Origin of the sequence: Micromonospora parva (assembly GCF_000718515.1) — a bacterium.
In the GTDB taxonomy this organism is placed as follows: domain Bacteria; phylum Actinomycetota; class Actinomycetes; order Mycobacteriales; family Micromonosporaceae; genus Micromonospora; species Micromonospora parva.
In genome coordinates this window covers 40,899-54,469 of record NZ_JNZS01000002.1, presented here as the reverse complement: position 1 = coordinate 54,469, position 13,571 = coordinate 40,899, and the positions used below count along the sequence as shown (strand labels likewise).

The 13,571-nt window shown below is 71.9% G+C and carries 11 protein-coding genes and 2 pseudogenes; 6 read left to right on the top strand and 7 right to left on the bottom strand.

Going from position 1 to position 13,571, the window contains the following annotated elements:
• The first annotated feature begins 87 nt into the window (after positions 1–87).
• A complete protein-coding gene (locus IF22_RS0101930; RefSeq protein WP_030327789.1) occupies positions 88–1,398 on the top strand; it encodes an AI-2E family transporter in 1,311 nt (436 codons plus the stop codon).
• A 235-nt stretch (positions 1,399–1,633) separates the two neighbouring features.
• On the opposite strand, the pseudogene IF22_RS36350 reads toward IF22_RS0101930, so the two are convergent.
• Together IF22_RS36350 and IF22_RS36345 are read right to left on the bottom strand one after the other, a co-directional pair.
• Positions 1,634–2,329 (bottom strand): annotated as a pseudogene (locus IF22_RS36350) (ATP-dependent DNA helicase); the annotation flags it as partial.
• A 111-nt stretch (positions 2,330–2,440) separates the two neighbouring features.
• Positions 2,441–3,838, bottom strand: a pseudogene (locus tag IF22_RS36345) (ATP-dependent DNA helicase); the annotation flags it as partial.
• Between the two features lie 102 nt (positions 3,839–3,940).
• Here IF22_RS36345 and IF22_RS0101920 point away from each other — a divergent pair.
• Positions 3,941–4,447 carry a DUF402 domain-containing protein gene (locus tag IF22_RS0101920; protein WP_030327787.1) on the top strand — a complete coding sequence of 169 codons (507 nt, stop codon included), beginning with the start codon at positions 3,941–3,943 and terminating at the stop codon, positions 4,445–4,447.
• Between the two features lie 10 nt (positions 4,448–4,457).
• On the opposite strand, the gene sigJ is transcribed toward IF22_RS0101920, so the two are convergent.
• A complete protein-coding gene (gene sigJ, locus IF22_RS0101915; RefSeq protein WP_030327786.1) occupies positions 4,458–5,423 on the bottom strand; it encodes an RNA polymerase sigma factor SigJ in 966 nt (321 codons plus the stop codon).
• A gap of 189 nt (positions 5,424–5,612) precedes the next feature.
• On the opposite strand from sigJ, the gene IF22_RS0101910 reads away from it, so the two are divergent.
• The 3 genes from IF22_RS0101910 (at position 5,613) to IF22_RS0101900 (ending at position 8,320) form a co-directional block, all read left to right on the top strand.
• Positions 5,613–6,554, top strand: coding sequence for a PPK2 family polyphosphate kinase (locus IF22_RS0101910; RefSeq protein ID WP_030327785.1), 942 nt, complete (start codon positions 5,613–5,615; stop codon positions 6,552–6,554).
• Between the two features lie 127 nt (positions 6,555–6,681).
• The gene (locus tag IF22_RS0101905; protein WP_030327784.1) at positions 6,682–7,308 is read left to right on the top strand and encodes a DUF47 domain-containing protein; all 627 of its coding nucleotides are present in this window, start codon (positions 6,682–6,684) and stop codon (positions 7,306–7,308) included.
• Between the two features lie 4 nt (positions 7,309–7,312).
• On the top strand, positions 7,313–8,320 hold the full coding sequence (locus tag IF22_RS0101900) for an inorganic phosphate transporter (RefSeq protein WP_030327783.1): 1,008 nt from the start codon (positions 7,313–7,315) through the stop codon (positions 8,318–8,320).
• Positions 8,321–8,376: 56 nt separating this feature from the next.
• Here the strand turns inward: IF22_RS0101900 and IF22_RS0101895 are convergent, their stop codons facing one another.
• On the bottom strand, positions 8,377–9,345 hold the full coding sequence (locus IF22_RS0101895; RefSeq protein ID WP_030327782.1) for a Gfo/Idh/MocA family protein: 969 nt from the start codon (positions 9,343–9,345) through the stop codon (positions 8,377–8,379).
• Between the two features lie 230 nt (positions 9,346–9,575).
• Here IF22_RS0101895 and IF22_RS0101890 point away from each other — a divergent pair, with 230 nt between their 5' ends.
• Positions 9,576–10,409, top strand: a complete 834-nt coding sequence (locus tag IF22_RS0101890) for an NUDIX hydrolase (RefSeq protein WP_030327781.1) — start codon at positions 9,576–9,578, stop codon at positions 10,407–10,409.
• 178 nt (positions 10,410–10,587) lie between these two features.
• Here IF22_RS0101890 and pstB read toward each other — a convergent pair whose 3' ends face one another.
• The 3 genes from pstB to pstC are packed head-to-tail and all read right to left on the bottom strand — an operon-like array spanning position 10,588 to position 13,558.
• Entirely contained in the window at positions 10,588–11,364 is a 777-nt protein-coding gene (pstB, locus tag IF22_RS0101885; protein WP_030327780.1) for a phosphate ABC transporter ATP-binding protein PstB, read from the bottom strand.
• Between the two features lie 17 nt (positions 11,365–11,381).
• On the bottom strand, positions 11,382–12,470 hold the full coding sequence (gene pstA, locus IF22_RS0101880; RefSeq protein ID WP_030327779.1) for a phosphate ABC transporter permease PstA: 1,089 nt from the start codon (positions 12,468–12,470) through the stop codon (positions 11,382–11,384).
• A complete protein-coding gene (gene pstC, locus IF22_RS0101875) occupies positions 12,467–13,558 on the bottom strand; it encodes a phosphate ABC transporter permease subunit PstC (protein WP_030327778.1) in 1,092 nt (363 codons plus the stop codon). Before pstC ends, pstA begins: the two co-directional genes overlap by 4 nt.
• Positions 13,559–13,571: the final 13 nt, after the last annotated feature.

Sequence of the window (13,571 nt, the reverse complement as noted above, 5' to 3'; positions counted from 1 at the left end):
GGCGGAACCCCCTACGGTGTCGGGAACGGACGTATGCTGTCCGACCTGTCACCGTGGGCGGGCCGGGTTCTCTGCCAGGAGGTGCGCTTGAGCCGCTTCGAGCGGGTACGCGGGCGGCTTCGCCGCGCCTACCAGTCACGACAGGCGTCGGCGCGCGCCGACGAGGGCGCGGCGGATGACGCGCTGAACGACGCGTCGCCGGCCGCCCGGGTGGCGTCGCCGGCCGTGCCGGGGCCGACCGCGCCGACGAGCGCCACTGTCTACGGCGCGGAACCACCGGTGGACCTGCACAGCTCCACGTCCAGCCGGGACGACGCCGACGTTCCGCACGGGCTGCGGATCGCCGCCGCGTGGTGTTGGCGACTGATCGTGATCGGCGTGGTGGCCTGGGCCCTGCTGCGGATCGTCGGCACGATCAAGATCGTGATCATTCCGCTGGCCATCGCGCTGCTGCTCTCGGCGCTGCTCGCGCCGGCGGTGGGCTGGCTGCTGCGGATCCGGTTCCCCCGGTCGCTGGCGACCGCTGTGGTGCTGGTCGGCGGCCTGGCCGCGGTGATCGGCACGCTGACGCTGGTGGTCAACGAGTTCATTCGTGGCGTACCGGAGCTGAGCGAGAAGTCGTCGGAGGGTGTCCGGCAGATCCAGAACTGGCTGAAGACGGGGCCGCTGCACCTCTCGGACACTCAGCTCGACCGCTACATCGACGAGGCGCAGGCCTGGATCAACTCCAACACCTCCAATCTGACAAGTGGCGCCCTGAGCACCGCCGCGACGCTGGCCGAGGTGCTGACCGGCACGCTGCTGGTGCTCTTCGCGACGTTCTTCTTCCTGCGCGACGGCAACCGGATCTGGCGCTTCCTGGTCCGGCTGCTGCCGGTGGCCGCCCGGTGGAAGGTCGACGACGCGGGTCGCGCCTCCTGGCACACGCTCGGCGCCTACGTCCGCGCGACCGTGCTGGTCGCCTTCATCGACGCGGTCGGCATCGGCATCTTCCTGGTCGTCTTCGACATTCCGTTCGCCTTCCCGCTGGCCGCGCTGGTCTTCCTCGGCGCGTTCATCCCGATCGTCGGTGCGGCGCTCTCCGGCGGCGTGGCGGTGCTGGTGGCCCTCGTCGACAGCGGCCCGGTCACCGCGTTGATCATCCTTGGCGCGGTGATCGGCGTGCAGCAGATCGAGGGCCACGTGCTCCAGCCGTTGATCATGGGCCGGGCGGTTGCCCTCCACCCGCTCGCGGTGATCATCGGCATCGCCGCCGGTGTGGTGCTCGCCGGCATCACCGGCGCGCTGGTCTCCGTGCCGCTCATCGCGGTGCTGAACACCGCCGTCCGCAGGCTCGCCGCCCGGAGGGTCCCGGACACCCCGCCCGACGCCGTGGTGGTCGCCGCCCAGGCCCCCTAGCTCCGGGCGCGCCCGCGCCTTGTGCGCCCGGACCCGCTGGGTCACGCCGTCGACCGCCTGATCACGCACGAACATGGAAAAGAGTGGCCTCCCCTGTGCGGGAGGCCACTCTTTCCCTGTTGTAGCGCGATCTTGGCCGTGCGCCGTGCGCCGTGCGCCGTGCGGCGTGCGGCCCGGCGGAGGGCGGGGCCTGGCGGCGGGACGTGGCGCGAGGGGCGAGGGTGGACGCAGCGGGTCAGGACTTGGCCAGGCGCTCCAGGGCGCCGCGGGCCACCTCGGGGCGGGTCGTGTACCAGAACGGTGGCAGCGAGCGCCGCAGGAACGGCCCGTAGCCCCGGGCCGTCTCCAGCCGGGAGTCGAGCACCGCGACCACACCCTTGTCGCCGGTCGCCCGGATCAGCCGGCCGACGCCCTGCGCCAGCCGGACCGCCGCGATCGGCACGCTGACCGCCGCGAAGCCCGAACCGCCGCCCGCGTCCACCGCCGCCGCGCGGGCCGCCGCCAGTGGTTCGTCCGGGCGGGGGAAGGGCAGCCGGTCGATGACCACGAGCTGACAGGCGTCACCCGGCACGTCCACCCCCTGCCAGAGCGACATCACCCCGAACAGGCAGCTGGCGCGCTCCTCCCGGAAGCGACGCACCAGCAGCGGCAACGCCTCCTCGCCCTGGAGCAGCACCGGCAGGTCGGTCCGCGCGCGCAACAGCTCCGCCGCCTGCTGCGCGGCCCGCCGTGAGGAGAAGAGCCCGAGAGTACGACCACCGAGCGCCTCGACCAGCCCGAGCAGCTCCTCCCCGGCAGCGTCGGGCAGCCCGGAGACGCTGGGGCGGGGAAGGTGCGCGGCGACGTACAGGATGCCCTGCCGGGCGTAGTCGAACGGCGAACCGACGTCGAGCGACCGCCACCCGGGGCCCTCGGTGGCCGGTACGACGGCGTTCGGGGCGGCGTCGCCGGCGAGGCGGCGGCCCGGCGTCTCGGCGGCCGGACGACCCGGGCCGCTGCGGGCGGCCAGCGCGGCAGCGGCGGGGGTCGGCGGGGCGGGCGGTGGCGCGTCCAGCCCGAGGGCGCGGGCGACGGTGTCGAACCGACCGCCCAGCGCCAGGGTCGCCGAGGTGGCGACGACGGTGCGTTCGTCGTACAGGTGGGTGGCGAGGGTGCCGGCCACCGACAGCGGCGCGACCACCAGTGCGCGGCGGCTGCCGCTGTCGTTCTTCTCCACCCAGGCCACGTCGTGGTCGGCCTCCTCCAGCAGCCGCTGCGCGGTAGTGGAGAGCTCGTCCAGGGCGGCCTTGGCCTGCTGCTTGCGCACCGGGTCGGGGTCGTCGGCCTTGATGTCGCCGATCGCGTCCAGGGCGGTGCGGGTCGCCGCGTCGAGCAGCGTGCACGCCTCCCGCAGCGGCGTCGGCAACCCCGCGGTTATCCGCCCGGCCGGCGCCTCGGCCAGGCCGACGGCGAGGGCGTCGCCGGCGGCGGTGAGCGCCTCGGCCGTCTCCGGCCGCAGCAGCGTCCGGGCCCGCCGGGTGGTCCGGTCGATCAGCTCCGGCACCAGTTCCGCCTGGGCCGCGGAGGAGACCCGGTCGGCCAGCTCGTGCGCCTCGTCGACGATGAGCAACTTGTGCGGTGGCACGATGTGCCGGTCGGCGAGCATGTCGACAGCGAGCAGGCTGTGGTTGGTCACCACGATGTCCGCCTCGCGGGCACGGGCCCGCGACGCCTCGGCGAAGCACTCCTGCCCGAACGGGCAGCGGGTAGCGCCGACGCACTCGCGGGCCGGCATCGACACCAGCCGCCAGGCCTGGTCGTCGACGCCCGGGTCCAACTCGTCCCGGTCGCCGGTGGCGGTCTTCTCGGCCCAGTCCCGCAGCCGCTCGATCTGCTTGCCCAACCGGCCCGCCTCACCGAGCCACTTCGTGCCGCCGCCGGGACGTGCCGCGGGAGCGTCGAAGAGGGTGTCCTCCGGCTCCTCCTCGGTGGAGTTGTCCAGTCGGGCCAGGCAGAGGTAGTGGTGGCGGCCCTTGAGCACGGCGAAGGTGGGCCGCCGGCCGAGCACCGGCTCGACCGCGTCGGCGAGCCGGGGCAGGTCGTGGTCGACCAGCTGGGACTGCAACGCCAGGGTGGCGGTGGAGACCACCACCGGGCCGTCCACAGTGAGCGCCGGCGCGAGGTACGCCAGCGACTTGCCGGTGCCGGTGCCGGCCTGGACGAGCAGATGCTCACCGTCGGCCACGCACGCCTCGATCGCCGTGGTCATCTGCAGCTGGCCGGGGCGTTCCGCGCCACCGGGCACCGCGCCGACCGCCGCCGCCAGCAGCTCGGTGCCACTGGGCCGGGCACCCCGCCGCCGGCCCTTCGCACGGGCCGACGGGGTGGCGGAACCGGTGGCGGTGCGGGGCGGAGTCACCGTGCGACGGTACCCGGCGCCGCCGACACCGGTAGCGCCCATCCGCCGCGTGGCGTGCCGCCGACCGGGCCGGGCGGTGCGGGCGACGCCGTCCGGTTACGGCCGCGCTACGACGCGTGGGCAGTATCGGTTAGGGTGCGAATCATGCCGAGCGACATGGTCCGAGTGATCTACCGCAAGTACGACGGCAGCGCCCACCGCGACTACCCGGCCCGCCGGCTCACGGAGGACGATCTCGGCATCTGGCTCGGAGTGCCCGAGGGCACCCAGTCGGTCTACCACGGCCGCCCCTCGGTGGAGAAGATCCCGTTCGTGCTGCTGGTGCCGCACCGCGCCTGGTGGACGGCCATCTTCAACCCGCCGCCGCGCACCAGCGAGGTCTACTGCGACATCACGACCCCGGCCCGCTGGGAGTCCGACGACACCGTCCACCTGATCGACCTTGACCTGGACGTCGTCCGGCGTCGGGCCACCGGCCTGGTGGAGCTGCTCGACGAGGACGAGTTCGCCGAGCACCGGGCCCGGTTCGGCTACCCGGACGACGTGGTGGTCGAGGCGGAGGCGGCGGCACAGCGGCTGTTCGGGGCCTTGGGCGACGGCACCGAGCCGTTCGCCACCGCGTACCGCAAGTGGTTGGCCCTGGTGGTCTGACCGGGCCGGCTCACCAGCGTGGTGGCCAGCCGTCGTCGGCGTCCAGCGGCGGCAGGTCGGTCAGCTTCTCCGGGTTGAGCTGGTTGTAGATGGCGGTGATCCGGCCCCGGTCCACAGCGAATGCGGTGACCAGGCGGATCGGTCGCCCGTCGCTGTGTGCCGTCTCCATCTGCAGGCCGAGCGCGCCGTCGACGAGCACCGGCCGAGCCAGCACCCGGTCGGCGTACCGGCCGGTCCGGCCGAACAGCCCGAGGGTGAGGCGAGCCACGGCGTCGGCGCCGAGCACCGGCCGACGGGCCGCCGGGAAGTGCCCGCCCGAGTCGCCGACGAAGACCACGTCCGGTGCGAGCACCTGGAGGAGTTGGTCCAGCTCGCCGGACTCGGTCGCGGCGACGAACGCCTTGAGCACCCGGCGCTGCTCGGCCGGGTCCGCGGTGTGCCGGGGTACGTCCGGCGCGCTGACCGCCCGACGGGCCCGGGAGGCGAGCTGCCGGGCAGCCGCCTCGGTGGTGCCGAGCACCCCCGCGACCCGGGCGAACGGCAACGCGAACACGTCGTGCAGCACCAGCGCGACCCGTTGCTCCGGTGCGAGCCGCTCCAGCACCACCAGCAGCGCCGTGCCGACCTGGTCGGTGCGGACCGCCCGCTCCGCCGGGTCGGGCGCGTAACCGTCGGCCGGCGACCGACCGTCCACCGGGCTCACCACCGGCTCCGGCAGCCACTGTCCGGGGTACGCCTCCCGGCGGACCCGGGCCGAGCGGAGCACGTCCAGGCAGATCCGGGCGCAGGTGGTGGTCAGCCACGCGGACAGGTCACGGATCTCGGCGCGGGCCGCCGGGTCGGCCAGCGCCCCGGCGTAGCGCAGCCAGGTCTCCTGGACCGCGTCCTCCGCCTCGCTGCGGCTGCCCAGCATCCGGTGGCCCACCGCGAGGAGCCGGCCCCGCTCGGCCTCGAACTCCGTCGCCAGTTCCCGCACGACCCACCACCCCTTCCGGTCGGTGTCCCGGCCTCCATCCTCCCGCCTGGCGGAGGTGCCGGCAGCCCCGGAACGCCCCGGTGGGTCGGTGCCTGCGGTGGGCGCAGGTCGAGGGTGTCGGTCACCGGGCCGGGGTCCGTCGACGGCTCTCGGCGGGCGGATCGGCGGCGGTTGGGTGATGATCCGTGCATGAGCGCACCCCAGCAAGGGCAGATCGTGGGGCCGGACGGCGGCTCGATGCGGGAACTGCTGCGGGTCACCGCGCCGGTGGATCTCGGCGCGATCGACCCGCGGTCCATGCCCGGCCTACCGGTGCCGGCGGACCGCGCCGAGCACCGTAAGACCTGGGCGCGGGAGCAGGTGGAGCTGGTCGGTGAGGAGCTGGGCCGGCAGCAGGAGATGCTCTTCGCGATGGCCAAGACCGGATCGGAGCGGCCGGCCCGCCGGGTGCTGCTGGTGTTGCAGGCCATGGACTGCGGCGGCAAGGACGGCACGATCAAGCGGGTGGCGGGCGCGATGAACCCGCTGGGCCTGCACATCCGCTCGTTCGGGCCGCCGACGCGTCAGGAGCTGCGGCACGACTTCCTCTGGCGGATCCGCCGGGAGCTGCCGCCGCCGGGGTACGTGGGGATGTTCAACAGGTCGCACTACGAGGACGTGTTGATCGCCCGGGTCGGCTCGCTGGTGCCGGAGGCGACCTGGCGGGCCCGCTATGACGAGATCAACGCGTTCGAGCGGGAACTGACCGAGGACGGCGTGACGCTGATCAAGGTGATGCTGCACATCTCGTACGCCGAGCAGGGCAAGCGCCTGCTGGACCGGCTCACCGACCCGCGCAAGCACTGGAAGTACAACCCCTCCGACATCGACTCGCGGGGGCACTGGGACGACTACCAGGCCGCGTACGCCGAGGCGCTGAGCCGGTGCGGCACGGACGCCGCGCCCTGGTTCGTGGTGCCGGCGGACCGCAAGTGGTACCGGGACTGGGCGGTGGCCCACCTGCTGCGTGAGACGTTCGACACGCTCGATCTGGGGTATCCGGCTGCCGATTTCGACGTGGCCCGGGAGCGGAGGCGCCTGTTGGCTGGGGGAGCGGGTGCCGGTGGGACGGTCGAGGTGAACGGCAGGTGAACGAGCGGTGAATGGTGCCTGGCCAGGGGTGGGCCGGCGAATTCCCGGTTCTGCCGTTTCCTAGCATTCACCGAGCGGGCGCTCTCGGGTGCCGCCACCCTTCCACCGACGCGACGAGGTCTGTGCTGTGAAGTTTTCCTTCCGCCCCACCGAGGGCGCCTTCTACGAGCTCTTCACCAGGGCCGCGCAGAACCTGGTCCGGGGCACGGCGCTGCTCAACGAGCTGGCCCTGCCCGGCGTGGACGTGCAGTCCGTCAGCGAGCGGCTCACCGAGGTCGAGCACGACAGCGACCAGATCACCCACGAGCTGTACAAGAAGATCAACTCAACCTTCATCACGCCGTTCGACCGGGAGGACATCTACCGGCTCGGCTCGCTGCTGGACGACGTGATGGACCACCTGGAAGCGGTCGGCGACCTGCTCTACCTGTACGGGCTGACCGAGCTTCCGGCGCTGCCGCGCGAGCTGCACGAGATGGTCAACGTGCTCGACCAGCAGGCCAAGCTGACCGCCGACGCGATGCCCCGGCTGAAGTCGATGAAGGATCTTGAGGACTACTGGATCGAGTGCAACCGGCTGGAGAACGAGGGCGACCGGATCAACCGGCAGCTGCTCGTCCGCCTCTTCTCCGGCGAGTACGACGCGCTCACCGTGCTGAAGATGAAGGAGGTCGCCGACGAGCTGGAGGCAGCCTGCGACGCCTTCGAGCACGTGGCGAACACCGTCGAGACCATCGCCGTCAAGGAGTCCTGAGCCGGTGTCTCCCGAACTCATCGCCGTCCTGGCGGTGATCGCGGTAGCCCTGGCGTTCGACTACACCAACGGCTTCCACGACGCTGCCAACGCGATCGCGACAAGCGTCTCGACCCGCGCGTTGACCCCCCGGATCGCGCTGGGGCTCGCCGCGGTCGGCAACTTCGTCGGCGCGCACTTCGGCGCCGGAGTGGCCAAGACCGTCGGCGACGGCCTGGTCACCCTGCCCACCGGCATCAGCAGCCTGGGGGTGGTCTTCGCCGGGGTGCTCGGCGCCATCGCCTGGAACCTGATCACCTGGTACTTCGGTCTGCCGTCGTCCTCCTCGCACGCGCTCTTCGGTGGTCTGGTCGGGGCGACCCTGCTGTCCAGCGGCGGCATCGTGCAGTGGGTCAACATCGGCGAGAAGGTCATCCTGCCGATGGTGCTCTCGCCGATCGTCGGTCTGACCCTCGGTTACCTGCTGATGCTGGCCATCCTCTGGATGTTCCGGAAGGGGCAGCCGGGCAAGCTCAACCGGGGCTTCCGGTGGGCGCAGACCGCCTCGGCCGCCGCCATGTCGGTCGGTCACGGCATGCAGGACGCCGCCAAGACCATGGGCATCGTGGTGCTGGCGCTCTACACCGGTGGTTTCCAGGAGAGCAAGACGCACATCCCGGGCTGGGTGTTCTGGACCTCGGCGACGATGCTGGCCCTCGGCACGTACGCCGGTGGTTGGCGGATCATCCGCACCCTCGGCCGCAAGATCATCGACTTGGGGCCGCCGGAGGGCTTCGCCGCCGAGACCGTCGCCAGCGCGGTGCTCTACTTCAACGCCCTGGTGCTGAAGGCGCCGATCTCCACCACCCACACCATCACCTCGGCGATCATGGGTGTCGGCGCGACCAAGCGACTCTCCGCGGTTCGCTGGAACGTGGCCGGCAACATCGTGCTGGCCTGGATCATCACGTTCCCGGCCGCCGCACTGATCGCGTGCCTGACCTACCTGCTGGTCCGGCCGCTGTTCGGCTGAGCGCACGAAAGGGCCCCCGGTCACGGTCTCGCCGTGGCCGGGGGCCCTTTGCCTGTTCAGACGTACCGGACGCCGATCTGCTCGCGGACCGTGTCCAGCAGGGCCATCACCTCAAGGGTGGTGGCATGCGGCACCACCGGGCTCTCGGTCAGGCCGGCGGCCAGGCAGCGCTGCACCTCGATCGCCTCGTACTGGTAGCCGTTGCCGGCCTCGTCCGCCGTGAACGTCTCCGGCTCGGCGCCGGCCCGGTGCAGTGTGAACGAACCCGGTCGGAAGAACGGCTCCGGCACGTCGATCCGCCCCAGGGTGCCCGTGATCGAGGCGGTCTGCCCGCTCAACCCGACCATGCCGCAGCTCAACGTCGCCAGCGCTCCGGTGTCGTAGCCGAACAGCATGCCGGTGTTCTCGTCCGTCCCCTCCGGGCCGAGCTGCGCCCAGGACCGGATGTGCTGCGGCACGCCGAGCAGCAGGTGGGCCAGGCTGATCGGGTAGATCCCCAGGTCCAACAGGGCGCCTCCGCCCAGCGCCGGGTTGCGCATCCGGTGCTCCGGCGGGAACGGCCCGGCCACCCCGAAGTCGGCCCGGACGCCGCTCACCGTGCCGATCGCCCCGTCCGCGATCAGCTCGACCATCCGCAGGATCATCGGGTTCAGCCGCATCCACATGGCCTCCATCAGGAAGACCCCGGCGGCGCGGGCGGTGTCCACCAGCTCGGTGCTGGTGGCCAGGTCGAGGGTGAACGGCTTCTCCAGCAGCACGGCCCGCCCGGCGGTCAGGCAGGTCATCGCCGCCTCGTAGTGCGCGGAATGCGGGGTCGCCACGTAGATCGCGTCCAGCTCCGGGTCGGCGGCCAACTCCACCCAGGAGCCGTAGGCGCGCTTCGCGCCGTACGTGTCAGCGAAGCGCTGTGCGCTCTGCGCGGCGCGGGAACCGACCGCCACCAACTCGGCGTCCGGCACCAGCCGGAGGTCTTCGGCGAAACGGCTGGCGATGTGGCCGGTGGCCAGGATGCCCCAACGAGTCATGCCGAAACGCTAACCGAGCCAGCTGAACCGCCCGCTGCCCGGCCCGCTGCCCGGTCTGCGGCCTGCTGCCACACCCCGACCCGACGCCTCGGGCCTGACGGCCTGACGAGCGTGATGCCTCTGAGGCATTTTGATGCCTCAGAGTCATCACGCTCAAATCGTCGACCGAGCCACCGCTCATCGCCCCAGCGCGCGGCCGGCGTTCCGCTGTCGGGAACTAGGCTCGCGGCATGACGATCGACAGTGCCGGCTTCGCCGCCCCGGCAGCCCTGGTCGAGCACGCCCGCCGGTTCCAGGCCGAGGGTGGCACCCCGGCCACGCCGCGGGTCGCGGCCACCGTCCTGCTGCTGCGCCCGACCGATGCCGACTTCGAGGTGTACGTCATCCGCCGGGTCGCCGCGATGACGTTCGGCGGGATGTACGCCTTCCCCGGCGGCGGGGTGGACCGCTCCGACTCGGAGGCGCACCTGGACTGGGCGGGGCCGACACCGGGCGAGTGGGCGGGCCGGCTCGGCGTGGCTTCGGACGCCGCGCAGGCGGTGGTCTGTGCCGCCGCGCGGGAGGTCTTCGAGGAGGCGGGTGTGCTGCTCGCCGGCCCGAACCGGGAGACCGTGGTGGGCGACGTCAGCGGCGACGACTGGGAGGCGGCCCGGCAGGACCTGGAGGGTCGCCGGCTGGGCTTCGCCGCGCTGCTCGCCGACCGGCAGCTCACCCTCCGGTCGGACCTGCTGCTGCCGTGGAGCCGGTGGATCACTCCGGAGTTCGAGCCGCGGCGCTTCGACACGTACTTCTTCGTGGCCCTGCTGCCGGCGGGGCAGCGGACCCGCGACGTCTCCGGCGAGGCCGACCACACCCTGTGGATCCGGCCGGCGGACGCGCTGGCCCGCGCGCGGGCCGGGGAGCTGACCATGCTGCCACCGACAATGGTCACGCTGGCCCAGGTGGCGGCGGCCGGCGACCTGGCCGGTGTGGCGCGGGCGGCGGCCGACCGGGACGCCGCCACCCCGATCACCCCTCGCCTGGACCTCCCCCCGAACGGCGAACCCCGCTTCGTCCTCGCCTGACCCGCACCGCTCGCGTGCCGCCCCTCAGCCATGATCGCGACCCGCACCGCTCGCGTCCCGCGCCTCAGCCAAGATCGCGCTCGAACAGGGAAGTAGTGGCCTCACGGCGTGCCGAGACCACTACAACCAGGATCGAGCGCGATCTTGGCAGGTTCCTCGTGGAGCGGGAACCGGCGGCTCAGCCGAAGCGGCCGGTGATGTAGTCCTCGGTCTTCTTCACGCTCGGGTTGCTGAAGATCTTCTGGGTGTTGTCGTACTCGATCAGCCGGCCCGGGTCGCCGGTCTTCTCGATCGAGAAGAAGGCGGTCCGGTCCGACACCCGCGCGGCCTGCTGCATGTTGTGCGTCACGATGATGATCGTGAACTTGTCCTTGAGCTGGAACATCAGGTCCTCGATCGCCAGCGTGGAGATCGGGTCCAGGGCGGAGCACGGCTCGTCCATCAGCACGACCTGCGGCTCGACAGCGATGGTCCGGGCGATGCAGAGCCGCTGCTGCTGACCGCCGGAGAGGCCCGCGCCGGGCTTGCCCAGCCGGTCCTTGACCTCGCCCCACAGGTTCGCGGCGCGCAGGGCCTTCTCGGCCGCGTCCTCCAGGATCGACTTCTTGCGGACCCCGTTGAGCTTCAGCCCGGCCACCACGTTCTCGAAGATGCTCATGGTGGGGAACGGGTTCGGCCGCTGGAAGACCATGCCGATCGTGCGCCGGACCGCCGTGACGTCCACGTCCCGGTCGTAGATGTCCTGGTCGTCGATGGTCAGGCTGCCCTCGACCCGGGCCCCCGGCAGCACCTCGTGCATCCGGTTGATCGACCGCAGGAACGTCGACTTGCCGCAGCCGGACGGCCCGATGAGGGCGGTGACCGTCTTCGGCTCGACCGTCAGGTTGATGTTCTCGATCGCCTTGAAGCCCCCGTAGTACGCGGTGACGTTCGTGGCGGAGACGCGCTTGGCCATGGTGGTACCTCCGGGGTTCATCGGCTGAGCCTGTTGCGACGGGCCAGCAGCTTCGCCGCGATCGTCAGGATGAGCACGAGGGCGACCAGGGTGAGTGCCGCGGTCCACGCCCGTGCCGGGGCGTACTTCGACGCGTCGCCGGCCTGCTGGTAGACGAAGAGGGACAGCGACGACTGGTTGTTCTCGAAGGGGTTGGTGTTGATCGCCGCGCCACCGCCGGCGACCAGCAGCACCGGCGCGGTCTCACCGGCCGCGCGGGCGATGGCGAGCATGACGCCGGTGACGATGCCGGGCAGCGCCGTCGGCAGCACCACCCGCAGGATGGTCTTCCACTTGGGTACGCCGAGCGCGTACGCGCCCTCGCGCAGTGGCGCCGGTACGAGGCGGAGCATCTCCTCGGTGGACCGGACGATGGTGGGCAGCATGAGCACGCTCAGCGCGAGCGCGGCGGCGAAGCCGGAGAAGCTGGGCCGACCGTCGTTGAACCACGGCGACACGATCAGCACCCAGAACGCCAGCACGAAGAGGCCGGAGACGATCGACGGGATGCCGGTCATCACGTCCACGAAGAACCGGATCGCGAAGGCGAACTTGCCCCGCCCGTACTCGACGATGTAGATCGCGCAGAGCACGCCGAGCGGGACGGTGATCAGGGTGGCGATACCAACCTGCTCCAGGGTGCCGACGATCGCGTGGTACGCGCCGCCGTTGGCGTCCCGGGCCCCGATGTTGTTCATCGAGGTCTGGAAGAAGTTGGCGTCCAACCGGCTGGCGCCCTTGCTGACCAGCGTCCAGACCACCGACACGAGCGGCAGCACCGCCAACACGAAGGCGGAGTGGATCAGGGCGCTCCAGGTGCGGTTGCGGGCCGAGCGGCGCCCCTCGACCGCGTTGGCGGCGGTGAAGAGCCCGACCAGGTAGAGGATCGCACCGAGGACGACCACGAGGACCGGGCCGCCGACGCCGGCGCCGTAGACGATCACGGCGGAGAGCGCCAGGGCCACCACGGCGATGGCCGGGGCGGCGTACCAGGGCAGCCGCTTGGCCCGCAGCGAGTCGGGCTGGGCCGGCGGCCGGGTGCGGTGGGAGGTGGCGGTTGTGGTCATGCGGCCGACTCCGTGAACTCCCGGCGGCGGTAGATGATCGCCCGCGCGGTGATGTTGACGATCAGCGTGATGGCGAACAGCACCAGGCCGGAGGCGATCAGAGCGCCACGGCCGGTCGCGTTCGCCTCGCCGAACGCGTTGGCGATGTTGGCGGCGATGGTGTTGCCGCCGTTCTGGATCAGGTTGAACGAGATGCCGAAGGTGATGCCGAGGGTCAGTGCCAGGGCGATGGTCTCGCCGAGCGCCCGGCCGAGGCCGAGCATCATCGCGGCGATGATGCCGGGGCGGCCGTAGGGGAGCACCGCGGTGCGGAGCATCTCCCAGCGGGTGGCCCCCAGGGCGAGGGCGGCCTCCTCGTTCGCGGTGGGCGTCTGGAGGAACACCTCGCGGGAGAGCGAGGTGATGATCGGCAGCACCATGATGGCGAGCACCAGGGCGCCCAGCATGACGGACGCCCCGAAGGGGCCGTCGCCGCCGAAGAGCGGGATCCAGCCGAAGTGCTGGTTCAGCCAGACGGAGAAGTCCCGGACCGGGCTGCTGAAGACGTCCCGTCCCCAGAGGCCGAAGACCACGCTCGGCACGGCGGCGAGCAGGTCGACCAGGAAGCCGAGCGTGGTGCCCAGCCGGCGGGGTGCGTAGTGCGAGAGGTAGAGGGCGATGCCCAACGCCACCGGCACCGCCATGAGCAGTGCCAGCGCCGAGCTGAGCACGGTGCCGAAGGCGAGCGCGCCGATGCCGAACTTCGGCTGTGTCTCGTTCGGAGACCAGCCCTCGTAGGACCAGAAGTTCTCGGTGTTGGCGCGTAGGGCCGGCACCGCCTTGACGACCAGGAAGATCGCGATGGCGGCGATGATGACCAGAACGGCGGTGCCGGCGGCCAGTGTGAGACCGCGGAAGGCCCGCTCGGCGCCGAACCTACGGCTGCGCGGCAGCGCGCCGCCGCCGCCCAGCCCGGTGCCGCCCGGGGTACGGGTGCTGACTGGTGCCTCGGCCACACGCGCCGAGGCACCGGCGGGCCACTCGTGACTCTGGGTCACGCGCGTCCCGCCGGTGCCGGCGTCGGCCGAGCGGTGGGGGGTTTCACCCATCTGCTCGCTCGAT

Excerpts from the sequence above, each read along its gene's own strand:
- IF22_RS0101920 (WP_030327787.1), top strand. The coding sequence starts at position 3,941 with ATGCCGAGCGACATGGTCCGAGTGATCTACCGCAAGTACGACGGCAGC.
- IF22_RS0101910 (WP_030327785.1), top strand. The coding sequence starts at position 5,613 with ATGAGCGCACCCCAGCAAGGGCAGATCGTGGGGCCGGACGGCGGCTCG.
- IF22_RS0101895 (WP_030327782.1), bottom strand. The coding sequence starts at position 9,345 with ATGACTCGTTGGGGCATCCTGGCCACCGGCCACATCGCCAGCCGTTTC.
- IF22_RS0101890 (WP_030327781.1), top strand. The coding sequence starts at position 9,576 with ATGACGATCGACAGTGCCGGCTTCGCCGCCCCGGCAGCCCTGGTCGAG.
- pstB (WP_030327780.1), bottom strand. The coding sequence starts at position 11,364 with ATGGCCAAGCGCGTCTCCGCCACGAACGTCACCGCGTACTACGGGGGC.
- pstA (WP_030327779.1), bottom strand. The coding sequence starts at position 12,470 with ATGACCACAACCGCCACCTCCCACCGCACCCGGCCGCCGGCCCAGCCC.
- pstC (WP_030327778.1), bottom strand. The coding sequence starts at position 13,558 with ATGGGTGAAACCCCCCACCGCTCGGCCGACGCCGGCACCGGCGGGACG.